Source organism: Pseudodesulfovibrio alkaliphilus, assembly GCF_009729555.1.
Taxonomy (GTDB): domain Bacteria; phylum Desulfobacterota; class Desulfovibrionia; order Desulfovibrionales; family Desulfovibrionaceae; genus Pseudodesulfovibrio; species Pseudodesulfovibrio alkaliphilus.
The window spans coordinates 104,961-126,892 of sequence record NZ_WODC01000006.1 but is presented as its reverse complement, the minus strand read 5'-3'; the positions used below and the strand labels follow the sequence as shown (position 1 = coordinate 126,892).

The 21,932-nt window shown below is 63.1% G+C and carries 22 protein-coding genes and 1 tRNA gene; 6 read left to right on the top strand and 17 right to left on the bottom strand.

The annotated features are described in order from the left end of the window. Positions 1-4: 4 nt before the first annotated feature. The 9 genes from GKC30_RS10300 to GKC30_RS10260 all read right to left on the bottom strand — a co-directional run bounded on the left by GKC30_RS10300 (position 5) and on the right by GKC30_RS10260 (position 9,566). Positions 5-2,182 carry an AsmA family protein gene (locus GKC30_RS10300; RefSeq protein WP_155934642.1) on the bottom strand — a complete coding sequence of 726 codons (2,178 nt, stop codon included), beginning with the start codon at positions 2,180-2,182 and terminating at the stop codon, positions 5-7. Between the two features lie 28 nt (positions 2,183-2,210). After that, the gene (locus GKC30_RS10295) at positions 2,211-2,519 is read right to left on the bottom strand and encodes a MerR family transcriptional regulator (protein ID WP_155934641.1); all 309 of its coding nucleotides are present in this window, start codon (positions 2,517-2,519) and stop codon (positions 2,211-2,213) included. Positions 2,520-2,646: 127 nt separating this feature from the next. Beyond that, complete coding sequence (gene pheT, locus GKC30_RS10290; RefSeq protein WP_155934640.1) at positions 2,647-5,055, bottom strand: phenylalanine--tRNA ligase subunit beta; 2,409 nt, start codon at positions 5,053-5,055, stop codon at positions 2,647-2,649. Positions 5,056-5,114: 59 nt separating this feature from the next. Beyond that, positions 5,115-6,167 carry a phenylalanine--tRNA ligase subunit alpha gene (pheS, locus tag GKC30_RS10285; RefSeq protein ID WP_367614084.1) on the bottom strand — a complete coding sequence of 351 codons (1,053 nt, stop codon included), beginning with the start codon at positions 6,165-6,167 and terminating at the stop codon, positions 5,115-5,117. Positions 6,168-6,169: 2 nt separating this feature from the next. Continuing rightward, the gene (rplT, locus tag GKC30_RS10280) at positions 6,170-6,523 is read right to left on the bottom strand and encodes a 50S ribosomal protein L20 (RefSeq protein ID WP_155934639.1); all 354 of its coding nucleotides are present in this window, start codon (positions 6,521-6,523) and stop codon (positions 6,170-6,172) included. A gap of 175 nt (positions 6,524-6,698) precedes the next feature. Continuing rightward, entirely contained in the window at positions 6,699-6,896 is a 198-nt protein-coding gene (rpmI, locus tag GKC30_RS10275; RefSeq protein WP_015416378.1) for a 50S ribosomal protein L35, read from the bottom strand. A gap of 43 nt (positions 6,897-6,939) precedes the next feature. Beyond that, positions 6,940-7,488 (bottom strand): translation initiation factor IF-3, encoded by a 549-nt coding sequence (infC, locus tag GKC30_RS10270; RefSeq protein WP_367614088.1) that lies wholly within the window; start codon positions 7,486-7,488, stop codon positions 6,940-6,942. Then, positions 7,472-9,409 (bottom strand): threonine--tRNA ligase, encoded by a 1,938-nt coding sequence (gene thrS / locus GKC30_RS10265; protein ID WP_367614083.1) that lies wholly within the window; start codon positions 9,407-9,409, stop codon positions 7,472-7,474. The genes infC and thrS overlap by 17 nt, the downstream gene beginning before the upstream one ends. A gap of 82 nt (positions 9,410-9,491) precedes the next feature. Further along, a tRNA-Val gene (locus GKC30_RS10260) sits at positions 9,492-9,566 on the bottom strand. A 200-nt stretch (positions 9,567-9,766) separates the two neighbouring features. On the opposite strand from GKC30_RS10260, the gene GKC30_RS10255 reads away from it, so the two are divergent. Beyond that, on the top strand, positions 9,767-10,087 hold the full coding sequence (locus tag GKC30_RS10255; protein WP_231117128.1) for a DsrE family protein: 321 nt from the start codon (positions 9,767-9,769) through the stop codon (positions 10,085-10,087). A gap of 37 nt (positions 10,088-10,124) precedes the next feature. On the opposite strand, the gene GKC30_RS10250 is transcribed toward GKC30_RS10255, so the two are convergent. The 5 genes from GKC30_RS10250 to GKC30_RS10230 form a co-directional block, all read right to left on the bottom strand. Then, positions 10,125-10,814, bottom strand: a complete 690-nt coding sequence (locus GKC30_RS10250; RefSeq protein ID WP_155934635.1) for a DVU0298 family protein — start codon at positions 10,812-10,814, stop codon at positions 10,125-10,127. 123 nt (positions 10,815-10,937) lie between these two features. Beyond that, positions 10,938-11,558 (bottom strand): tetratricopeptide repeat protein, encoded by a 621-nt coding sequence (locus tag GKC30_RS10245; RefSeq protein WP_155934634.1) that lies wholly within the window; start codon positions 11,556-11,558, stop codon positions 10,938-10,940. 14 nt (positions 11,559-11,572) lie between these two features. Beyond that, positions 11,573-11,938: a hypothetical protein gene (locus GKC30_RS10240; RefSeq protein WP_155934633.1), complete on the bottom strand. Its 366-nt coding sequence runs from the start codon at positions 11,936-11,938 to the stop codon at positions 11,573-11,575. Then, complete coding sequence (locus GKC30_RS10235; protein ID WP_155934632.1) at positions 11,935-12,774, bottom strand: YkgJ family cysteine cluster protein; 840 nt, start codon at positions 12,772-12,774, stop codon at positions 11,935-11,937. The genes GKC30_RS10240 and GKC30_RS10235 overlap by 4 nt, the downstream gene beginning before the upstream one ends. Positions 12,775-13,014: 240 nt before the next feature. Next, on the bottom strand, positions 13,015-13,203 hold the full coding sequence (locus GKC30_RS10230) for a ferredoxin (protein ID WP_155934631.1): 189 nt from the start codon (positions 13,201-13,203) through the stop codon (positions 13,015-13,017). 258 nt (positions 13,204-13,461) lie between these two features. On the opposite strand from GKC30_RS10230, the gene GKC30_RS10225 reads away from it, so the two are divergent. From GKC30_RS10225 to GKC30_RS10215, 3 genes are read left to right on the top strand one after another with little or no spacing between them, the layout of a single operon-like run. Further along, complete coding sequence (locus GKC30_RS10225) at positions 13,462-14,661, top strand: aminopeptidase (protein WP_155934630.1); 1,200 nt, start codon at positions 13,462-13,464, stop codon at positions 14,659-14,661. Positions 14,662-14,696: 35 nt separating this feature from the next. Next, positions 14,697-16,652 carry a molybdopterin biosynthesis protein gene (locus GKC30_RS10220; RefSeq protein WP_155934629.1) on the top strand — a complete coding sequence of 652 codons (1,956 nt, stop codon included), beginning with the start codon at positions 14,697-14,699 and terminating at the stop codon, positions 16,650-16,652. Positions 16,653-16,670: 18 nt separating this feature from the next. Further along, a complete protein-coding gene (locus tag GKC30_RS10215; RefSeq protein ID WP_155934628.1) occupies positions 16,671-17,231 on the top strand; it encodes a cysteine hydrolase family protein in 561 nt (186 codons plus the stop codon). On the opposite strand, the gene GKC30_RS10210 is transcribed toward GKC30_RS10215, so the two are convergent. The 3 genes from GKC30_RS10210 to GKC30_RS10200 all read right to left on the bottom strand — a co-directional run bounded on the left by GKC30_RS10210 (position 17,208) and on the right by GKC30_RS10200 (position 19,177). Beyond that, on the bottom strand, positions 17,208-17,543 hold the full coding sequence (locus GKC30_RS10210; RefSeq protein ID WP_155934627.1) for a tRNA-binding protein: 336 nt from the start codon (positions 17,541-17,543) through the stop codon (positions 17,208-17,210). The genes GKC30_RS10215 and GKC30_RS10210 overlap by 24 nt on opposite strands. Positions 17,544-17,691: 148 nt before the next feature. Then, entirely contained in the window at positions 17,692-18,153 is a 462-nt protein-coding gene (locus GKC30_RS10205; protein ID WP_155934626.1) for a 4Fe-4S ferredoxin, read from the bottom strand. Then, positions 18,143-19,177 (bottom strand): 4Fe-4S dicluster domain-containing protein, encoded by a 1,035-nt coding sequence (locus GKC30_RS10200; RefSeq protein ID WP_155934625.1) that lies wholly within the window; start codon positions 19,175-19,177, stop codon positions 18,143-18,145. Before GKC30_RS10200 ends, GKC30_RS10205 begins: the two co-directional genes overlap by 11 nt. Before the next feature lie 435 nt (positions 19,178-19,612). On the opposite strand from GKC30_RS10200, the gene GKC30_RS10195 reads away from it, so the two are divergent. Continuing rightward, positions 19,613-20,938, top strand: a complete 1,326-nt coding sequence (locus tag GKC30_RS10195) for a citrate synthase (protein ID WP_437179107.1) — start codon at positions 19,613-19,615, stop codon at positions 20,936-20,938. Between the two features lie 122 nt (positions 20,939-21,060). Further along, on the top strand, positions 21,061-21,828 hold the full coding sequence (locus GKC30_RS10190) for an NAD kinase (RefSeq protein WP_155934623.1): 768 nt from the start codon (positions 21,061-21,063) through the stop codon (positions 21,826-21,828). Positions 21,829-21,932: the final 104 nt, after the last annotated feature.

The following is a 21,932-nucleotide window of genomic DNA, read 5'->3' as shown; positions in this document are numbered from 1 at the left end:
GGCGTCAGAACAGGCCGAAGAAGCTCCGCTTTCCGTCGGCACCCCCTTCCCTGGTCTCCTCGCCGCCGACAATGGCCTTGCCTACGTCCTTGAGTACACCGCTCACTCCTTCGACAACGCTTTCGGCAGTGTCCAGGACCGCGCCGCCCAAGACCCTGATGTATTCCTGAATGGAAACCCGGTAGCGTGGATGCTCCACGGTACCCGTCACCCGGATGGGAACCATGACCCCATAGAGATTGTCCGAGGATCTGCCACCCTGGCCCTGGGCCGTGGGCACCAGTTTGACCTTGATCAAGGAGTCGATGCGTCCCGAGGGCAGGTCGACGCTTCCCTGGCCGTCGGCCCGCAGCCCCGGCGCCTTGACCTCCAAGTCGCGACTGCGCAAGACTCCGTTGCTGACCACGCCCGTGGCCGTGATGGACCCGAAACGGGTGGAATCCGTGTCGGCCGCTTCCACCGATCCCTGTCCCTGTGCCCGGCGCTCCTGGGCCGTCCGGGCCAGCCCCATCAGGTCCACGCCAGGAAATACGCCGTCGGAAAGCCCCAGGGTGAACCGGCCATTCATGCTGCGCAGCATGGCCTCGCGCCGGGTGCCCTGGCAACCCAGCGCGGCGTTGAGGGTCAGCACCCCCTGATATTCCCCGCCGCCCCAAGCGTCTCGCGACAGGCCGCACACATCCACACGTTCCACGCCGACAATCAAATCACTTGCCGGATGGTCGCTCACCGCGTTGACGGTCAGCCCCAGGGCCGCCTGGCCGCCATAGAGAGCCGCCTTGACCGGGCTGATGCGGACCAGTCCGTGCCGCGCTCCGGCAGCAGCCTGCACATCGGTCATCCTGACCCCGCCGAACCGAAGGGACTGCACTGTGGCCTCAAGGTCCAGGCTCAACCCGCGCAGCCAGGCAACGTCCATGAGCGGGACTGCATCGCGGAGCCCTTCTTCCGCAGGGGGCGGACCGGGCCGCTCCGCCTTGGACAAGGGCAGATAGCGGTCCAGGTCAAGGCTGGTGATGGCAAGCCGCAGCACGTACCGGGCCGAGCCCTCGCGCTCGCGCCGGGAGAAGGAGCCGGAAACGGCCGTGTCGTCGATGACGGCCTCCAGCTCGCGCACATCAAAGCCGCCCGCATCCACCACCAGAGCCGCCGTGGCTCCTGCCCGGCTCAGGGCGGCCGGGTCGGCCATCCGGGGCGCATCCATGCCCAGGGCCGCCAGTGTCTGGCGCACAGCAAAAGGGTCCACCCCCACGGAGGCTGTGAGCCGGGCCGCAGAGCCCACTCCGGTCACGGAGCCTGAAGCACGGGCCGTCACCCCGTAGCCGGAGACCGTCAGCCCGTCCACGCGCAGGGTATGTCCGGCCTGCCCCGATCCGCGCAACTCCACGGACGCGCTCTCCGCCCTGACCAGAATCCCGGCCCGAGAGCCGGGCACGGCTGCCCCGGTCAGCACGGCCCTGAGGGTCGCGTCAGTAAAATCAACTCGGGGCAAGTCTGCCGGGAAGGCCGCTGCCGCTGACACTTCCAGTGTACCGGCCAATTCCGTGTCCTCGACGCAGACAGCGCCCTGGAAGCTCACGCCAAAAGGCGCTCCCCGGACGATGGTCCCGGTGGTCAGGGAGACATCGCTCAGGGAAACGCTCGCCCCCCCGGCGCGATCAATCCAGGCCAGGGAGGAATCGGTAACGCTCACTCCCTCGATCTCCAGCACCAGAAGCCCGTCCGCGGCCTCACCGCCCCCGGCGCGGCGCTCCGCCGCCGATCCAGGCATTGCCGCCCGGCTGGTCAGGTCGTCCCAGTTGGTCCGGCCAGAGGGATCGCGTCGCAGGGCCACGCTAGCCCGCTGAATATCGAGATGGCCAAAACGCACCTTGCCCGAAACAAGGGACAGCGGGCAGACATCAAGCCGGGCCGTTCCCACGGTGGCCATGGGACCGTCGCCAAAACCCGGCGCATCGCTCAGGGAGACATTCTCCATGCACACCCCGAGCCTGGGGAACAAGGTCAGGGAAATGTCCCCGCCAAAGGACAGCTCTCTGCCGGTCTTCTCAGCCACCATGCGGGCAATGACGCCCTGATAGTTGTTGATGTCAAAGGTGATGAAGAAGACGCCAAGGACCAGCGCCGCCAGCGACGCGGCGACAACCGCTCCGACGATGCCCACTTTCGCCAGCTTGTTCATGGTCAGACCCTCTTGCGGCCAAGACGGATCACCGCCGCAGAAGATTTCGGATAGTCAGGAGTTCGTCATGAATCTCGCGCAGCAGCCCCCCTTGCTCGCGGCTGCGCAGCTTGCGCTTTGCTCCGTCGATGGTCAACTTTTCGTCGTACAGCAGGCGCTTAATTTCACGAATTATTTCAAGATGTTCTTCGGTGTAAAGGCGCTGTCCGCTTTCGGTGCGGATGGGCTCGATCTCCTCAAACTCGCCCTCCCAAAAACGCAGCACATAGGTCTTGACCCCGATCTCGCGTGCGGCCTGACCTATCTTGTACCGTTTGAACTCCTGCAACTCTTCCATTTGTGCAAACTAGCAAATCACCCCGCTCCCTTCAACAGCTTTGCATCCCGTTGCACCGCGAAGAAAAACGGCCCTGCCCCTCGCGAAAGGAACAGGGCCGAAGAAGGCAACAACAGGGCCGTACAGGTTAGAACCGAACCGGAAGGGCGGATGTCAGGGCGTCGAGAATCCTGGCGTGTTCCTTGTCCACCTGGGTGTCCTTGAGGGTCCGGGCCGGGTGGCGATAGGTCAGCCTGAAGGAAAGGTTGCGCTCCTCGCGACCCTCCTGCTGATCCTGGGGCACGAACTCGGCCACCAGCTCCACGGATTCCAGAATGTCCACCCCCACTCCCTCGATGACCTCGCGGATGGCCTGGGCCTTGAGGGTGGTGGGACCGATGACAGTCACGTCGCGGCGGCTGGGCGGGAACACGGGCAGCGGAGAGAACCCGATCCTGTGGGCCGCGGACAGCTCGCGCAGTGCGTCGAGATCCAGTTCCGCCAGCCAGACCTCTTTGCGGGCATGATAGAAGTCGGCCATCTCCTCGCGAACCCGGCCCATAACGCCCACAAGGCGACCCTCCACCCGCACCTCCACGCACGGACTGAGGAAAGGATGCTCACCGGCCAGAGCGCACTGGGGAGCGGAAAGCTTGAGATGGCTCTGCACCAGATGTTCCACATGCCCCTTGAGGTCGAGATAGTCCGCGTCTCCGCCCTGCCAGGGCCACTCGGCCGCATGGCGCGGGCCATAGAGCAGAATGCCCAGACCCGAGTGCTCTCGCGTTTCGGTGTCCGACTCTGGGTCGGCCACGAACCGCTTGGCCACCTCAAAGACGCGGATATGGTTGTTTCCCTTGGAAAGATTATGTTTGAGAGTATTGAGCAGACCCGGGGCCAGGGCAGTACGCATGACGTTCTGCTCCTCGCTCAAAGGGTTGGCGATGAACACGCGCCCCTGTGCGGGCAACCCCAGGCGGTCGAGATCGTCGGCGCCCACGAAGCTGTAGTTGATGGCCTCGTTGAGGCCCACTCCCGCACCCCAGGACTTGACCCGGCCGATGAAGCCGTACTCGGTCTCGCCAGAGACAATGCCCTCCAGCGACTTGGCCACCCGAGGCAGCACGGCCGGAATCCGGTCCAGCCCGTAGACACGGCCCACTTCCTCGTACAGGTCCACCTCGCGCTCCAGGTCGAGCCGGTGCGAGGGCGAGGAAACGGTCCAGCAGGCAGGATCGCTGTCGTCCACGCCGCACCCTTCGAGGGTGAAGACCTTCCTGGCGAACTCCGGCTCCAGATCAAGGCCGAGCAGCCGCATGCAGCGATCATGGCGATAGATGTGGGTGCGGTCGCGCCAGGGCTTGGGTTCGGCGCTGGTCACGCCCGAGACCACCGAGCCGCCCGAGGTTTCGGCCATGAGCTGCGCTGCGCGGTCAAGGCAGAAACGGTTCATGACCTGGTCCACCCCGCGCTCGAAGCGGTAGGAGGCGTCCGAGGGCAGCGCGAGCCTGCGAGCGGTCTTGCGGATGGTGCCTGGCCTGAATATCGCTGCTTCGAGCAGGACATTGGTGGAGCCGTCGTGCATTTCGGAGTTGAGTCCGCCCATGACGCCCGCCAGGGCCACGGGCTTGACCCCGTCCCAAATGAGCAGGTCGGCCGCGGTCAGGGTGCGCTCGTGGCCGTCCAGGGTGGTGAAGCGCATGCCGTCCGTGGCCGGCGCGACACGGATGGTGCCGCCCTCGATCAGGTCGAGGTCAAAAGCGTGCAGGGGCTGGCCCAGCTCGAACATGATGTAGTTGGTGCAGTCAACAATGTTGCTGATGGGCCGCTGACCAAGGGCCAGGAGGCGGAATCGCATCCAGTCCGGCCCCTTGCGCGTGGTCACGCCACGCAGGATACGCCCGTTGTAGAGCGGGCACAGCTCGGGATCGTCGATGACGATACGCACCTCGTCGGCCGCGTTGCCACCCGCTTCGACAAGGTCGAGGGCTGGCAGGGTCAGAGGCAGGTCAAAGGCCAGGGCCGTCTCGCGGGCAAAGCCGAGAATGGAAAGACAGTCGGCCCGGTTGGGCGTGATGTCGAAATCAAAGACCACGCGCTCCAGACCCAGGGCATCGGTCAGCCGGATGCCGGGCTTCAGGGCGCTGTCGAGCACCCAGATGCCTTCATGATCGTCGGAAAAGCCCAGCTCGCGCTCGGAGCAGATCATGCCGTTGGACGGGACGCCGCGCAGCTTGGCCTTCTTGATCTTCAGCCCGCCGGGCATGGTGGTGCCCACTCTGGCCACCGGAACCTTCTGTCCGGCTGCCACGTTGGGCGCTCCGCAGACGATATCGAGCACCTCGTCGCCCACGTCCACGCGGCAGACCGAGAGCTTGTCCGCCTCGGGATGCGGTCCGCACTCGACCACATGGCCCACCACCAGATCGCTCACGGCCTCAAAGGGATCGTGGATGCCGTCGAGCTCGAGGCCGAGCATGGTGAGCCGGTCGCCCAGGGCCTGGGGTTCGCCCTCAAAGGGCACGAATTCACGCAACCAATCTAGACTGACAAGCATTGCACTACCGTTGTCGATGAGAAGTTAATACACGGTCAGCACCGACCCGCAAGGCCGGGCTAGGCGAACTGTTCGAGGAAGCGGACATCGTTCTCGAAGAACATGCGCAGATCGCCGATGCCGTATTTGAGCATGGCCACCCGCTCGACGCCCAGGCCGAAGGCGAACCCGGTGTAGACCTCGGGATCGTAGCCCACGGACTTGAAGACATTGGGATCAACCATGCCGCACCCGAGGATTTCAACCCAGCCCGTGCCCTTGCACACGCGACAGGCTGCGCCGTCCCTGGCCCCCTGTCCGCCGCACATGACGCAGGAGATGTCCACCTCGGCGCTGGGCTCGGTAAAGGGAAAGAAGCTCGGCCGGAAGCGCACCTCGGTATTTGCCCCGAAGAGCTGGCGGACAAAGGCGGTCAGGGTGCCGCGCAGGTCGCCCATGGACACGTCGCGGTCCACCAGCAGCCCCTCGATCTGGTGAAACATGGGGGTGTGGGTCAGGTCCGAGTCGCGGCGGTAGACCTTGCCGGGCGCGATGACCGCCAACGGCGGCTGGCGCTTGAGCATGCTCCGTATCTGCATGGGCGAGGTGTGGGTGCGCAACACGATGCGCTCGGAGACGTAAAGGGTGTCCTGCATGTCTCGCGCCGGATGCTCAGGCGGAATGTTCAGGGCCTCGAAATTGTTCCAGTCGTTTTCCACCTCAGGCCCTGCCGCATGCTCGAAACCGAGCCCGGTGAGCACATCGCATATTTCGCCCATGACCAGGGTAACGGGATGAAGCGAGCCGGCCCAGGGTCTGCGTCCGGGCATGGTGGGATCAAACCTGGACAGGGTGCGGTCGGTCTCGGCGCGGTCAAGCTCGTCCTGCCACGAGTCGAGCAGCGCGGTGATGCGCTGCTTGACTTCGTTGGCCTTTCTGCCGCCAGCGGGCTTGGCCTCGCCGTCCAGACGGCCGAGTTGGCCCATGGACTGGGCCAGCCTGCCCTTGCGACCGAGGAACTCGATGCGCAGCTCCTCCAGCTCCTTCAACGAACAAGCCTGGCCCTTGCGCGATTCGCAATCCCGGGCCAGGCTGTCGAGTCCTTCCAGGAAGGACTTCAATACATCACTCACGTCTAGCTCACCTTGACTTTGGCGGCCTCTGCGACTTTCGCGAACACCTGGGGATCGCGCACGGCCATATCGGCCAGCACCTTGCGGTTCAGCTCGATCCCGGCCTTTTTCAGACCGTCCATCAGGCGGCTGTAGGACATGCCGTTGATGCGGGCGGCGGCATTAATACGCATGATCCACAGTTTGCGGAACTCGCGTTTCTTGGCCTTGCGGTCGCGGTAGGCGTGGCACAGGGCCTTCTCTACCCGCTCCCTGGCAGTGCGGTACAGGCGGCTGCCGGCTCCGCGGTAGCCCTTGGCCATCTTGAGATATTTCTTGTGACGCTTCTTGGCGGCGACGCCGCGTTTAACTCTCATGTCAAACCTCCATCTCTTAATACCTCCCGGGCCGGACGGACTCCCCCGACGAGGCGGATTGCTTTGAATTGTTTACGAATTCACACTTCGCTTCCGACCGTCTCCGGCCTGATGCGTTGAATCCCGGCCACCCGGAATTCATGAAGAACGCACCCGGCTCGCGGCCTGAAACGAACTAACCGTTGGGCAGCTGGCGGCGAACCGCCTTCATGTTGGTGCTGTCCACCGTGGTGGACTGGCCCAGGCGACGCTTCCGCTTGGCGTTCTTCTTGGTCAGAATGTGCCGCAGGTTCTTCCTGCGACGCTTGAACTTGCCGGTCGCGGTCTTGGAGAACCGCTTGGCGGCAGCGCGTCTGGTCTTGATCTTGGGCATCGTATCCTCCTTGGAAAGGGAGCGTGTCCCTTGCAAGTCTCGACTATTTTTTCACAGGAGCAAGCATCATTGTCATAGTCCGTCCCTCTGACATGGGCCTGCTCTCGACTTTGGCGATTTCCGCAGTATCGGTCACGACCCGCTCAAGCATCTTGAGCCCGCGGTCCTTGTGGACGATCTCGCGTCCCCGGAAGAAGACGGTGACTTTGCAGCGGTCGCCGTCGTCCAGGAATTTCAAAATTTTACCGAGCTTGGTCTGGTAGTCGTGCTCATCGGTCTTGGGCCGGAACTTGACTTCCTTGATCTTGATTACGGTTTGCTTCTTCTTGGCTTCCTGCAGCTTTTTCTGCTGCTGGTACTTGAATTTGCCGTAATCCATGATCTTGCAGACCGGCGGGTCCGCATTGGGCGCGACCTCGACCAGGTCAAGGCCCTTTTCCCTGGCGCGATCAAGCGCGTCACGGGTGTCGAGAACACCCAGCTGCTCGCCGTCTTCATCCACAACCCGCACCTTGGGGATGCGAATCCGCTCATTGCGCCGGACCAGATCTTGCTTTTTCTGGCCGCGGCGGTCGTTACCCCGAAAAGCTATAGCGCATGCCTCCTCGTTTGAAAGGGGCCTGGGCAGCGTCGAGAATGAGCTGCGCGGCCTCTTCCAGTGTCACCAAACCGGGGTCCTCGCCATCGCGAGAGCGAATATTGACGCACCCGGCCTCCACCTCTTTGTCGCCGACCACCAACATGTACGGGATCTTTTCGACCTGTGCCTCCCGCACCTTGAATCCGAGCTTCTCGTTGCGGGTGTCCGCCTCGACGCGAATCCCCCTGCCCGCCAGATAGGCCCGTGCTTTCTCCGTAAATTCGGCCTGGGCGTCTGTCACGTTCAACAGACGCACCTGTACCGGAGCAAGCCACACAGGCAGCGCCCCGGCGAAATGCTCAATGAGCACACCTATGAACCGTTCGATGGAGCCGAGAATGACCCGATGCAGCATGACCGGCCGGTGGCGCTCACCGTCCTCGCCGACATATACCAAGTCAAACCGCTCTGGCAAGGTAAAATCGCATTGGATTGTAGCGCATTGCCAGCGCCGTTCCAACGAATCGCGCAGGATGATGTCGATCTTGGGTCCATAGAAGGCGCCGTCGCCCTCGTTGATGGCATAGGGCTTGCCCAGCGCGTCGAGGGCGTCCTTCAGTGCGGCGGTGGCCAGCTCCCAGTCGGCATCGGTACCCACGGACTTTTCCGGCCGGGTGGAAATCTCGGCCTCAAAGGTGAAGCCGAAGAGGTCCATGATGTCGCGCACGAAGTTGAAGACGCCGATGATCTCTTCCTGGAGCTGGTCCGGGCGGCAGATGAGATGGGCATCGTCCTGGGTGAAGGAGCGCACGCGCATCAGGCCGTGGAGCACGCCTGACTTCTCGTGCCGATGCACCACGCCAAGCTCGAAATAGCGCTGGGGCAGGTCGCGGTAGCTTTGTATCTTGCGCTTGAAGATGAGCATGTGCGAGAGACAGTTCATAGGCTTGATGCCGTAGCCCTGCTCGTCGATCTCGGTGAAATACATGTTTTCGCGGTAGTTGTCGTAGTGGCCGGACTTCTCCCACAACTCGCGCTTGAGGATGAGCGGCCCCTGGACGATCTGGTAGCCGCGCTTGAGGTGCTCCTTGCGCTCGAAGTCCTCAAGAATGGACCGGATCAGCCCGCCCTTGGGGTGCCACAGGATCATGCCGCCGCCCACGTCCTCGTGGGTGGAGAAGAGGTCGAGCTGGGCGCCCAGCTTGCGGTGATCGCGCTTTTTGGCCTCCTCGATCCTGTCGAGGTATTTCTTGAGGGCCTTGGGCTCGGACCAGGCCGTGCCGTAGATACGCTGGAGCTGCTTGTTCTTTTCGCTGCCGCGCCAGTAGGCTCCGGCCACCGAGAGCAGCTTGAAAGCCTTGAGCATACCAGTGCGCGGCACATGGGGCCCCCGGCACAAATCCGCAAACTCGCCATGGGAATAGACGGTGAAGGTGTCGCCGCCCAGATCGTCGATGAGTTCGCCCTTGTAGGTCTCCCCCATGGCCGAAAAGAAATCCCGCGCCTCATCGGCGCTCATGGTCCGGCAGGAAAAATCCTTGTTGGCACCCACCGAACGCTGCATCTCCTGCTCAATGGCCGCAAGGTCCTCGGGAGTGAAGGGGCGTTCGAAATCGAAATCGTAATAAAAGCCGTCCTTGATGGCCGGGCCAATGGTCACTTTGGCCGTGGGAAAGAGCTTCTTGACCGCCTCGGCCATGAGGTGGGCGGTGGAGTGGCGGATGATGTCGAGCCCTTCCCCGCTGTCGGCGAAGACGGGCTCCAGGGCAGTGCAGGTGCCGGGAACGGGCGCGGTCAGGTCAAGGACGGTCGTACCGCACCGGGCGGCCACCACGTTCTTGAACTGCTTCTTGGAGACGCCCTGTTGCAGGGCATCGGCGCACGACGCGCCGTCGGCCACGTCGATCCGGTTCCCGGAGACTTCGATCTGCACTGTCAGGCTCCTTCCCCGCGCCGTGGCGCGGGCCGTCTAAATAATGAAAGGGAGGCTCATGGCCTCCCTTCCCGGGGATCTCTGGTAGGCGCGGAGGGATTTGAACCCACGACCCTTTGCACGTCAAGCAAATGCTCTCCCCCTGAGCTACGCGCCTTCTTGTTGAAGCGGAGTGAATATCTATCCGCGACCTGTCCGGTTGTCAAGCACGGGGCAGACATTTTTTGCCTTTTTTACGCGGACGCCGCCTTTGCCCACCCACGGCCTGTCACGCCCGGCCCCAAGAGGCCGGAGTTGCCTTTGCCGCGCCTCGCTGTTATTGATATTTTCAATGAAAAACAAAAGGAGTTACGGCTGATGCAAATACTCATTACCCTGACCAGCACGGACCCGGAAGTAAAGTGGAACGCCGTACGGTACGGCAATTTCCTGCTCAACGCAGGGGAGGATGTGACCCTCTTTCTCAACGGCCCGGCCGTGGATCTCGCAGCCGGAGACAGCAACCGTTTTCCCATCGCAGAGCAGGCCAAGGTCTTCAGCTTGAGCGAGGGCGTCCTCGTTGCCTGAGGCAAGTGCATGGCCATCCACGGCGTGGATGAATCAGACCTGGTCAGACTCTCCAACATGCAGTTTCTCTACGACGAAATGCGCAAGGCCGACAGGATCATGAACTTCTAGAGACAGGCAAGGCCGTCCGGTCTGGGTGGCCTTTTCCTCAACCCAGGGATTCCAGCGCCTCGGCCGCCATGCTGCCGACGGTGGTGTCGACCAGTTCCCGATCGAGATAGGTGCGTACGGACGCGGAATCTGCGCACAACCCGTCCAACGCTCCGCGGGCCGCGTCGGCTCCGATGAGGCCGAGGGTGCGGGCCGCGTGAGCCCGGCTGAAGGCGTCGTCCTCGTTCAATGCGGCCGTGAAAAAACGCTCCCCGTGGACCACCAGCCCGGGCCGGACCTCGGCCAGCCGCGCCAGACCCCAGAACACGTCGCGCCGCAGCTCGGCATGCTCAAGGTAATTGCCGTCGCACGCCTCGTCGCAGAAGATGTAAGAGACGAGTATCTTGTGGTATTCACTGGCGATACGCTCGCTCACAGCCATGGCCTCGCCCATGAAATGAGGAATGCCCCACCCAAGGTTGCCCGACTCCTCGTTCATGTACCACATGCAGGTACGCATCAACACCCTGGCCTTTTCCATGGAAGCCTCGACCATGCGTGCCGCTGTCAGCCCGAAGGCCGTGGCCGAATGCCAGCGAACCGCCTCGTCGCGATCCAGACGCAGCGACAGCAAAGGGGGCACAAGGATTCCCGCAGGCCATTGTTCCAGCCCCTCCAGCCGTTCCTGCCAGTTCTCAAGGGCCAGAATGGACCGCACCTCGCGCTTCACTTGGCGGAATCTGGACATCGCGCCTCCGATGACGGGGTCAGGGCGCGGCCGGGCCGCACCCATGAAAAAGGAGGACCGCACACCGCGATCCTCCTAATGATAAGCATTTCTCTTCGGTCCGCAAGGGCGGCCGGGCACGGGTCAGTTGTTGGCCTCGACTTCCTTCTTGAAATCCTCGGGCACTTCAAAACCGTTTTCCTCGGCCCGGACCATGCACGTGGCGGCATCGGCCCATTCCTCCTTGGCCGCGTGGATGAGGGCCTTGTTGTTCCAGGCCGGGCCGAAGTTAGGGTACTTTTCCAGGATCTTCTTGAGCAGTTTGTCCGCTTCCTCGTAATCGCCGATGGTGATGAAGAGGCTGGACATGGTGGCCTGGGCCTGGACGAACTCGGGGTCCAGCTTGAGCGCCTTCTTGAGGGCCTTGTGGGCGTTGTCCGTATCGCCGAGCTGGAGCTGGACAAAGCCAATGTTGCCCCAGGGCACGGCAAAGAAGGGACGCTGCTGGGTGGCCTGAACATTGTAATTCAGACAGCTTTGCAGATCGCCCCGCTGCATGGCGATACCGCCAAGCTGGACATATCCTTCGGCCAGACGCGGCGAATGGGCAACGGCATCCAGAAATTCGCGCTCGGCCTCCATGAAGTCCCGGCGCGACAGATAGGCAACGCCGAGGTTGTAATGGCTGTTGCCGCACTGGGGGTTTTTCTTCAGCTTGGCCTTGAGGTCGGCGATATACTCGTCGAGATTGTCGAATTTTTCCATGGCCTATCCTTTCATTACGGTTTGACGCCGTGTTTTTTCAGATGTTCCGCATACCAGAGGCAATACTCGAAGACAGGTCTGACCTTCTCGAAATTCATCACCAGCATGACATTGAACTCGTTGACCGCGTCCACATACTCCTGGTTGCCGCGCTTGCCGCAGTGGCGCATGAAGAGCTGGGTCAGATGGTCGGAGGTGAAGCCGGTCCGATCGCGACGAATGTCGATGGGCTCGAAGGGGGCCGCGAAGGGGTCCCAGTTTTCAAAGCCCACGCGGTCCACGAACCTGCGCCGCCGTGGCGACATCTTGTCGTACATCCACTGCTTGCGTTCGGCCATCTGCTCGGGCGTGAACTCCTCATAGATGTTGGATTCGCTCATGCCTGCCCCTCGCCCCCGCCGAGAACAATGGTGTTGCTGGTGCAGGATTCGCAGGCGGATTTGCTTTCAGTGCATGACGAGCAGGCGTCCCCCGCTCCGCCCGGTGCCTTGATCGTGATCGGCCGGGGTGCCGGGGCCTTGGTCGCAGACGCGGCCGTCTGCCTGTCGCTGCCCACGACCTTGTCCGGGACATTCACGCCGAGGTATTCCTCGTCGTAATCCGTGACCAGAGCCATGGACAGGGGGACGAGCATGTCGCCCAGCTCCTTGTACCGGCTGCCGATGCCCTTTTGCAGGTCGCGGCCAATGCCGATGAGCCGGTCAAGAATGATATCCATGTTGACCGTGGGATATTTTTCGCCGCCCTTGAAGCCCGAGAGTTTGCAGGTATGGGCTTCGCCCGCGATGGAGGTGGGCACACCGTAAAGACGGCAGGTGATGGGACGGTGCTCATACATAACGCAGAGGTTGTCGTCAGAGAGCATGGGGCAGCGCACCCGGGCCCGCGAGACTTCCAGGAGGATTTCCGAGGCCGGGCGGCCTTCCTGGCTCGCCTTGAAAACCTTGCGCTTGAGCTTGTGTATCTGGCGGTCGGCCGTGTCGGCGCGATTGAGAACATTGCTGCGCTCAAGCCCCGAGAAAAGTTCGTTGAACTTGTGGTTGATGTAGATGGCCTCAGCCAGAGTGATGTCGAAAAGGGCATGGCAGCAGTCGCTGCATCCCTTGCCACACTTTACCAGATCGCCCATCTCGGTCTCGAATTTGTCAAAGACCGTCTCAACCTCGGCGACGATGGCCTCATACCTCTTGAAATATTCGGAAAAATCCAGCGCCATACATGCTCCTCGTCTGGCCGACAGGTCTGGCCCCAGTCGCAATGCGACATCGTGCCCGTAAGGATAAGTCGTGAATCGGGATCGTCAACCGTGCAGACGGGTCAAACGGTCCCGGCTGACGAACCTTGGCGCCGGTTTTGGGCGCCTGGCGAGAAGATACCCCGTTCCCGGCCATGGCGAAAAAGGAAACGGGAGCAACGGTGACCCGCCGCTCCCGGAGCCGTGGCAAAACCTTTGGGACTAGTTCTCTTCAATGGTGATGGCGTCGGCCTCGCAGACCTCAACGCAGGACTCGCAACCGAGGCACTCTTCCTCGTTCACGGCAACGGCCTTGCCGTCCTGAAGCTCGTAGACCTCGACGGGACAGACATCAACGCACTCGCCGTCGCCGGTACATTTGTCATGATCAACAGTGATAGTGTAGCCCATTGTTCCCTCCAGAATAATTTGGGATGCCCGCGTCTCACGGGACTGGTTTGTTGCGCCTTGGCGCAACGGATGATTGCACGCTACCGACCCGAAAGGCCGGGCACGAGTTGCAGATATATTCAAGCCAGCCCTGTGTCAAGACATGAAAACCCATTTCACTCCCCAGTCGTCCCCGACGCACTTTCGGGTGTTGTGACTGACGGCCTAGTCGTTTATCCTGCCCTCGGACCTCAACCCTCAACACCGACAAGGATACCCATGTTCAACCGAAACGAATTGGAAAGATACGCCCGTACCCTGTGGTGGGGGCTGACCACCGCCCGCACCAATCCCTATGCCCCCGGCGACACCATCCTGCTCCGCTTCGACGCCCCGGCCCTGCCCCTGGCCGAGGCCGTCTTCGACATGCTCATGGAAAAAGGACTCAACCCTGTGGCCCGTCAAAACATGACCCCGGCCATGGACCTTTCCTTCTACGGCAGGGGAACCGATGCCCAACTCACGGCTGTTCCGGCCGGAGACCGGGAACTGGTCGAGAGCGCAAACGGACTCATCTCCCTCATCGCCCCCGCCTCCCTGACCCACCTCAAGGACGTGGACCCCAAGCGGATAGGTCAGGCCGCCGTGGCCCGCAAGTTCATGCGCGACATCATGGAGCAGCGCGAGCAATCCGGCGACTTCGGCTGGACCCTGTGCCTGTATCCCACCGAGGCAATGGCCGAGGCGGCCGGGCTGACCATGGCCGAATTCAAGGCCCAGGTGGTGGACGCCTGCTTCCTGGACCACGACGATCCCTCGGCCAAGTGGGCAGAGATCTTCACCGAGGCCGAAAAGGTCAAGGCCTGGCTCAACGGTTTGCTCATCGAACGGCTGCGCATCACCTCCGAAAACACCGATCTGACCGTGACTCCGGGGCAGGACCGTCGCTGGCTCGGCGTCTCGGGCCACAACATACCGAGCTTCGAGATATTCCTCTCGCCCGACTGGCGCGGCACCGAGGGAGTCTACTACGCGGACCAGCCCTCCTACCGTTCCGGCAACTACGTGGAGGGAGTGCGTCTGACCTTTGAGAAGGGCGTGGCAGTCAAGACCGAGGCCAAGGTGGGCGGCGAGTTCGTGGCCAAGCAGTTGACCCTGGACGAAGGAGCCAACCGGCTGGGCGAGTTCTCCCTGACCGACCGCCGTTTCTCCCGGATCACCGCCTTCATGGCCAACACCCTGTTCGACGAAAACTTCGGCGGCGACCAGGGTAACTGCCATGTGGCCGTTGGCGCCTCTTACGCCGACACCTATGCGGGCGACCAGTCCACCCTGGACAAGGACAGAAAGAACCACCTGGGCTTCAACGACTCGGCCCTGCACTGGGATCTGGTCAGCACCGAACGCAAGACCGTCACCGCCACCCTGGCCGACGGCAGCGAACTGATCATCTACAAGGACGGAGAATTCCAGTATTGAGGAACCGCACGGGCGGCGACAGCAAGGAGAAAGCCATGGCAAAACGCAACATCTATCTCGATACCATCCCCGTGGAAGAGGCCGTGGCGCGCGCCAAGGCCGTCCTCGACCGCAAGGCCCTGATCGCTTCCGAGACCGTGCCCACCCACGAGGCGGCCGGACGGGTCACGGCCGGGCCGATCTTCGCCCGCTGCTCGTCGCCCACCTTTCACTCCGCGGCCATGGACGGCATTGCGGTCCGCGCCGACACCACCTTTGCCGCCCGCGAGGATCGGCCGGTCTCTCTGGCCCACGGAACGCAATTCGTCTTCGTCAACACCGGCAATCCCCTGCCCGAGGGGATGAATGCCGTAATCATGATCGAGAACGTGGTCCAGAAGGATGAAGCCACGGCCCTCATCGACGCACCGGCCTTTCCCTGGCAGCATGTCCGCCGCATCGGCGAGGACATCGTGGCCACCGAACTGCTCATCCCTCAATTCCGCCAGCTCGCCCCCTGCGACATCGGCGCCCTGCTCTCGGCAGGCATCTACGAGGTCCAGGTACGCGAACAGGTCCGGGCCGTGTTCGTGCCCACGGGGGACGAGGTGCTCGACTTCCACGACAGGCCCGAGCCACGCGCCGGCCAGGTCATCGAGTCCAACTCCCAGGTATTCATGGCCTATGCGGCCTCCTGGGGGGTCAGGGCGAGCTTCACCCCGCCCGTGCCTGACGACGAGGAGACCCTGCACCGGGCCGTGCTCGACGGGCTGGCCTCGGGCAACCATGCGGTCATCGTGGGCGCTGGCTCCAGCGCTGGCAGCAAGGACTACACCCGCCGCGTCTTCGAGTCCGTGGGGCGGGTGTTGGTCCACGGCATCTCGGTCATGCCCGGCAAGCCCACCCTGGTGGCCGTCACCGACGAACGTAGCGGCCACCCCGGTCGCCTGCTGGTGGGTGCGCCCGGCTACCCGGTCAGCGCCGTGGTCTGCCTTGAGAAGGTGCTGGCCCCGATCCTGGCCTGGCTCACGGGCGCGGCCGAGCCGGAGCGGGCCACCGCCCAGGTGACGCTGGCCCGCAAGACCCCCTCGAAACCCGGTATGCGCGAGGCCCTGCGCCTTGCGGCCGGACGCATCGGAGGCCGCATCGTGGCAGCCCCCCTGGCCCGGGGCGCGGGCATGATCACCACCCTGACCCGGGCCCAGGCCGTGGCCTACATTCCCGAGGCGTCCGAGGGCATTGACGAGGGCGAAACCGTGACCGCCGAACTGCTGGTGCCCAAAACCGAACTCGACCGGGTCCTGGTCCACGTGGGCAGCCACGACAACACGCTGGACATGCTGGCCAACGAGCTGATGGGGCTGACCCAGCCGCTGCGGCTGGTCTCGAGCCACGCCGGGAGCATGGGCGGCCTGACCGCTCTCAAGGCCGGCTCCGCCCTGTTCGCCGGAGCGCATCTCTTCGACCCCGAAACGGACGACTTCAACTTCCCCTTCATTGCCCGCTATCTCAAGGAACTGGATGTCACCGTGGTCAACCTCGCCATCCGCCATCAGGGACTCATAGTGCCCAAAGGCAACCCCCTGTCCATCCAGGGCGTCGAGGACCTGACCCGCGAGGACGTGCGCCTCATCAACCGCCAGCGCGGGGCAGGCACCCGCATCCTCCTCGACCATCACCTGAAGACAGCGGGCATCGCCCCGGCCGATGTCCGCGGCTACGACAACGAGGAGTTCACGCACATGGCCGTGGCCGTGAACGTGCTCACGGGCGCGGCCTCCTGCGGCCTGGGCATCTTCGCTGCGGCCAAGGCCCTTGGTCTCGACTTCGTGCCCCTGGCCCGCGAGCGCTACGACCTGGTCATCCCCACCGCCCACATGAACGACCCGCGCATCACCGCCCTGCTCGCCACCATCGGCCAGAACGCCATCAAGGCGGCCATCAACGGCCTGGGCGGCTACGAAACCTCCCTGACCGGACAGGTCATGCGTCCCGGCATGGGGCTGGGCTGAGAGAAAGGGGAAAACACCATGCCAAAGAAGACGGCACTCGTGGTCGTTGATGTGCAGAACATCCTGTTCGAAACACCGGGGTACGAACTGTACAGGGCGAAAGAGGTCCTCGGCGTAATCAGCAGACTGATCGGATCGGCCCGCGAAGTCGGCGTGCCGGTGGTCTTCATTCAGCACACCACCCGCGGCGCTGGCAGCGAGTTCGAGAAGGGCTCGCACAACTGGCGCATCCATCCGGCCATCGCCCCCCAACCCGGCGACAGCGTGTGCCTGAAATACTCCTACGACGCCTTTTACGACACGGACCTCCACGCGACCCTCAAGGAACTCGGCGCTACCCGGCTCGTCTTCTGCGGTCTCCAGACAGAGGTTTGCATGGACACCACGGTGCGCAGCGCCCTGGCCCACGGCTATGCAGGCGTCCTGGCGGCCGACGGCCACTCCACCTACGACAAGCCCTGCGCCACGGCCCAAACCATCATCGACCTGCACAATGACGTACTCCATCGACGATTCTGCACGGTCATGCCGTCAGACGGGATCAAATTCTCAGGACTACCCCAGCTTCAGGCCGTTTGACACGGGCTTGTCCGGCACGGCCAGGACCACGCCGTCGTCGCGGTAAAAGCCGGTGATCAGGCATTCCGAGCGCATGGGGCCAATCTGCTTGGGCGCAAAGTTGACCACGGCCACTATCTGGCGTCCCACCAGATCTTCCGGCGCATAGAGTTCGGTTATCCGGGCGCTCGACTTGCGCTCGCCGATCTCCGGGCCGAAATCCACCCACACCTTGTAGGCAGGATTACGCGCCTCGGGAAAGGGTTCAACCCTGGTCACGGTCCCCACCCGCAACTCCACCTGCTCGAACTCGGCCCAACATATGGTCTTCATGACAAACTCCTGGCTATCCGCCCTTTGTCGCGTTTTCCGGGACGCTGCTTCCGGCAGCGCCAAGCCCCCCCATACCATCCGGTACGCCCAACGGAAAGGGGAGCCCCGAAGGGCTCCCCGCGTACAGAGGAAGGGGTGTGACGGAAAATCAGCGCCATCGGACATAGGCCGAGCCGCCGCGCAGCGCGGCAGCCAGGACGGCCACACCCAACGCCCCGGCCAGCCCCAGATGGACCCACTCGATGAGCACCACCAGGACCGGATCAAGGGTCACAGAAGGCAGGTTGCGGTACATGCGCAGACCGCCGCTGACCATGAGTCCGCCGAGGATGGCGACCCGCACCGCGCCGAGGCGGGTGAGCGCGAGTCTGTCCTTCCATCCGAGCAGCCAGTTGATGGAGGACAGCCCGGCCGTGAAAAGCAGCAGGGCCGCGAACAGGTAATGCAGTCGGTGAACAAGGTAGAAATCCCCGGTCCAGCCCAGACCCGGCACCTCGGTCAGGGCGTAGCGTTCGGCCAGAGGCATGTGGAGCAGCCCGGTCACGGCAAGCCCTGTAACCGAGACGAGATAGAGACGGACGATCCAGGGGGTATACGGTCTAGCTCGCATCGCCGTCCTCCCTGGATGAGATTGTGCCGTCGTTCTCGCCCGGCCCCAGGAGCTTGGCCCCCACCCCCAGAAAACCCGCGGCAACGCCCGCCAACGGGGCGACCAGAGCAGCCGTGGCCATGGCGGTCTCATCGGCCATGACATCGGCCACGGGCTTCAGGTGCGGACGGCCTGCGCCCTGGTCCAGGGCGGCATCCAGGAGCTCAAAGGGCACGGGGGATACATATATGGTATTGGTTCCGCCGTTCTCATCAAGGCCGTAAAGAAAACCGTTCATCGAGTCGGCCAGCCTGCGCGCCAGGGCGACCATCTCCCGGCGCGGACCGATGGTCTGCACCTCCTCGGGACACTGCTCTATACAGGCGGGCATCTCCCCCCGGTCGAGACGTTGATGGCAGCGGTCACACTTGTACATGACCCCGTTGCCTGCAAAACGCGGCATAAGGTGGAGGTAAAGCCCCACCCCGGACTGACGCTGCGGGATATGCCAGGGACAGACGGTACGGCATTTGGCCCCGCCCAGGCACAACGAGTCGCTGATGCGGGTCAGGCCGTTGGTCTGCTTGTTGGCCGCGCCAAAGGGACAGAGGTTGGCACAGGGCGGATTGACGCAGTGCATGCAGCGGCGCGGTATGTGGAGGGTATGCTCCCGCCCCCCGTGGCGCACCCGGACGCTCTGGATGAAAAGCCAGTTGTAGGGGGTGAGCCTGTCGTCAACGTCTCTTCTGTCGGACCAGTCCTCGGGCCTGGCCCGCCGGGCGGGCGACATGACAGGAAAGGGCTTGACCGGCTCAGGAAACTTTTCCTCGTTGGCCTCGCGGCACGCCTCCACACAGGCTCCGCAGCCAATACAGCGCGACAGGTCAAGCACCGTGACCAGTTCCTCGTCTGCCGATGCCGCCGGAACTCCCCCAGATTCGGCCTTGGCCAAGGACGGAACAGCCATCCCGACCCCGCCAACGGCCAGGGCCTTGAGAAATCCCCGTCTGCTCAGACCGGATGAGGTTACCTCGGGTTCCTTCATGATCTCGGCACTCCTTTCTGTGAATTGCGCATGCCGCCTGCTTCCCTTTCCAAATACCCTATAGGGGTATCTTGCCAAATGTCAACCCCGAATCCTGGGGATTGTGTACCGCCAGGGTTCGGCGTAGTGTGAAACCACGCTTGCCAGGAGGGATGCACTCCCGCATCGCTCCCCGCAAGTTGACTTTTTTGTGCAATCTTCGCTCATCGGAGTTTGACATGAAGGAATCTCTCGACTATACACAGCGATACCACGACACCGAGTCCCCGGCGCCCGAATCGACTACACCGAGTATCCGGGCGCAGCCTTTGGCGGACTCCCCCCTTGGCGCACCCCCGGAACCATCCGGGGGCGGACGACGAAGAAACCCTTCGAAACAAGGTCCGAACAGCCGAACTTTCTTTTGCACCCGACGCCTGGAGGGGGGCTACACTCATGACTTTCAGAGGTAAGCATATGTTGAAAGAGACCAAGGACACCAGGGGCAAGACCGCGTATCTGATCCTCGACGGAACCACCTATGAGCTGCCCGTCATCGTGGGCAGCGAAAACGAGCACGCCATCGACATCCGCTCCCTGAGAAAGGAGACCGGCCACATAACCTACGACCCGGGCTACGGCAACACCGGAGCCTGCTCCAGCGCCATCACCTTTGTGGACGGCGAGCGCGGCATCCTTCGCTATCGGGGGTATCCCATCGAGGAGCTGGCCGCCAACAGCACCTTCATCGAAACCGCCTACATGCTCATTTTCGACGCCCTGCCCACCCGCGAGCAGCGCCAGCAGTTCCGCGACCTGCTCAGTGACCAGGAACTGCTGCACGAGGGACTGCGCCATCATTTCGACGGCTTTCCTTCGGCCGGACATCCCATGGCCATCCTCTCGGCGGTGATCAACGCCATGGGCTGCTACCACCCCGACCTGCTGGAAATCGAGACCGAGGAAGAATTCCTTCGGGCTGCTGCCAAGATCATCTCCAAGGTCCGCACCATCGCGGCCTGGTCCTTCCGCAAGGGCCAGGGGTTGCCCTTCATGTACCCGGACCCCAAGCTATCGTATTGCCGCAACTTCCTGCACATGATGCACTCCATCCCCTACAAGCAGTTCGATCCCACGGACGAGCAGGTCCGCGCCCTCTCCCTCTTCTTCCTCCTCCACGCCGACCACGAGCAGAACTGCTCCTGCTCCACGGTACGCATGGTCCAGTCCACCGAGGCCAACCTCTTCGCCTCGGTCTCGGCGGGCATCTGCGCCTTGTGGGGCAGGCTCCACGGCGGCGCCAACGCGGGCGTGGTCCACATGCTCGAACAGATCCGTGACGGCGAGGCATCCATCCCCGAGTACCTTGACCGGGTGAAGAAAAAGGAATGCAAGCTGATGGGCTTTGGCCACCGCATCTACAAGAGCTTCGACCCACGGGCGAAGATACTGCGCGAGGCAGCCCACGACATGCTTCAGTCCACCGGCTACGAGGACCCGCTCCTCGACATAGCCCTCGAACTGGCCGAAGCGGCCATGCACGACGACTACTTCATCGAGCGCAAGCTCTACCCCAACGTGGACTTTTACTCGGGCATCATCCTGCGCGGCCTGGGCATTCCGGTGAACATGTTCCCGGTCATGTTCGCCATCGGCCGCATGCCCGGCTGGATAGCCCATTGGCACGAAGCCCACAGCGACGGCACCACCCGCATTCACCGGCCCCGCCAGATATATGCCGGGCCGAATCCCCGCCCCTATGTGCCCATCGATCAGCGCTAGGGCGCGGCTTTGCCAGATGACACCCCGGCCCTGGCCGGGGTTTTTCTTGCCCGGCCAGGAAACGCGGTATAATATTCCCGAAAAACCGGACGGATATCCCCGGTTGAGGAGAGCGGCAATCCATGAGCTTTGAGAGGATCGCCTGCGTTTCGTCCGAATCGCCCAAGGCCCGCGAGGGGATGCGCCGACTGGCCGCGGCCCTGCCCCTGGTGCCTGTGGCCGAAGCGGATGTGATCATTGCCCTGGGCGGAGATGGCTTCCTGCTGCGAACCATGCACGAATACCTGCACACAGGCCTGCCCATCTACGGCATGAACCGCGGTTCCGTCGGCTTTCTGCTCAATGAGTTCACCTGCGACAATCTGCGCGAAAGGCTTCACAGCGCCCAACTGCATTTCCTCCACCCATTGCGAATGACCGCCACCTCCATTGACGGCGAGCGCCACGAGGCCCTGGCCTTCAACGAGGTGGCCCTGCTCCGCAGCTCCCAGCAGTCAGCCCATGTGCGGGTGCAGGTCAACGGCCGCCAGCGCCTGGCAAACCTCGTGTGCGACGGGGTCATGGTGGCCACCCCGGCAGGCAGCACAGCCTACAATCTCTCGGCCCACGGGCCCATCATTCCGCTGGGGTCCAACGTCCTGGCCCTCACTCCGGTCAGCCCCTTCCGCCCCCGCCGCTGGAACGGCGCGCTCCTGCCCCATACGGCCGAAGTGGAGTTCGAAATTCTCAGCCCTGCGCGGAGACCCGTGGATGCCTCGGCCGACTCCACCCAGGTCAGGATGGTGACGCATGTGACCGTACGCGAGGACCCGTCACTGCCCGCCCGCATCCTCTTCGACCCTGACCGCTCGCTGGAAGAGCGCATCTTCAACGAGCAGTTCCTCCACTGAGGTCCGTCCGGGCAGCCTTGAGGGCGGGTATTGTACAAACGGTGCAAAAAGTTGTATAGTCGTTGCGCCCAAGAGCCATTCACGCCCCGGTCCGCACCAGGCGC

Bases quoted from the DNA above. Each gene is read 5' to 3' on its own strand.
- GKC30_RS10300 (WP_155934642.1), bottom strand. From the start codon at position 2,182: ATGAACAAGCTGGCGAAAGTGGGCATCGTCGGAGCGGTTGTCGCCGCG.
- GKC30_RS10295 (WP_155934641.1), bottom strand. From the start codon at position 2,519: ATGGAAGAGTTGCAGGAGTTCAAACGGTACAAGATAGGTCAGGCCGCA.
- pheT (WP_155934640.1), bottom strand. From the start codon at position 5,055: ATGCTTGTCAGTCTAGATTGGTTGCGTGAATTCGTGCCCTTTGAGGGC.
- rplT (WP_155934639.1), bottom strand. From the start codon at position 6,523: ATGAGAGTTAAACGCGGCGTCGCCGCCAAGAAGCGTCACAAGAAATAT.
- rpmI (WP_015416378.1), bottom strand. From the start codon at position 6,896: ATGCCCAAGATCAAGACCAGACGCGCTGCCGCCAAGCGGTTCTCCAAG.
- GKC30_RS10250 (WP_155934635.1), bottom strand. From the start codon at position 10,814: ATGTCCAGATTCCGCCAAGTGAAGCGCGAGGTGCGGTCCATTCTGGCC.
- GKC30_RS10245 (WP_155934634.1), bottom strand. From the start codon at position 11,558: ATGGAAAAATTCGACAATCTCGACGAGTATATCGCCGACCTCAAGGCC.
- GKC30_RS10240 (WP_155934633.1), bottom strand. From the start codon at position 11,938: ATGAGCGAATCCAACATCTATGAGGAGTTCACGCCCGAGCAGATGGCC.
- GKC30_RS10235 (WP_155934632.1), bottom strand. From the start codon at position 12,774: ATGGCGCTGGATTTTTCCGAATATTTCAAGAGGTATGAGGCCATCGTC.
- GKC30_RS10230 (WP_155934631.1), bottom strand. From the start codon at position 13,203: ATGGGCTACACTATCACTGTTGATCATGACAAATGTACCGGCGACGGC.
- GKC30_RS10225 (WP_155934630.1), top strand. From the start codon at position 13,462: ATGTTCAACCGAAACGAATTGGAAAGATACGCCCGTACCCTGTGGTGG.
- GKC30_RS10220 (WP_155934629.1), top strand. From the start codon at position 14,697: ATGGCAAAACGCAACATCTATCTCGATACCATCCCCGTGGAAGAGGCC.
- GKC30_RS10215 (WP_155934628.1), top strand. From the start codon at position 16,671: ATGCCAAAGAAGACGGCACTCGTGGTCGTTGATGTGCAGAACATCCTG.
- GKC30_RS10210 (WP_155934627.1), bottom strand. From the start codon at position 17,543: ATGAAGACCATATGTTGGGCCGAGTTCGAGCAGGTGGAGTTGCGGGTG.
- GKC30_RS10205 (WP_155934626.1), bottom strand. From the start codon at position 18,153: ATGCGAGCTAGACCGTATACCCCCTGGATCGTCCGTCTCTATCTCGTC.
- GKC30_RS10200 (WP_155934625.1), bottom strand. From the start codon at position 19,177: ATGAAGGAACCCGAGGTAACCTCATCCGGTCTGAGCAGACGGGGATTT.
- GKC30_RS10195 (WP_437179107.1), top strand. From the start codon at position 19,613: ATGACTTTCAGAGGTAAGCATATGTTGAAAGAGACCAAGGACACCAGG.
- GKC30_RS10190 (WP_155934623.1), top strand. From the start codon at position 21,061: ATGAGCTTTGAGAGGATCGCCTGCGTTTCGTCCGAATCGCCCAAGGCC.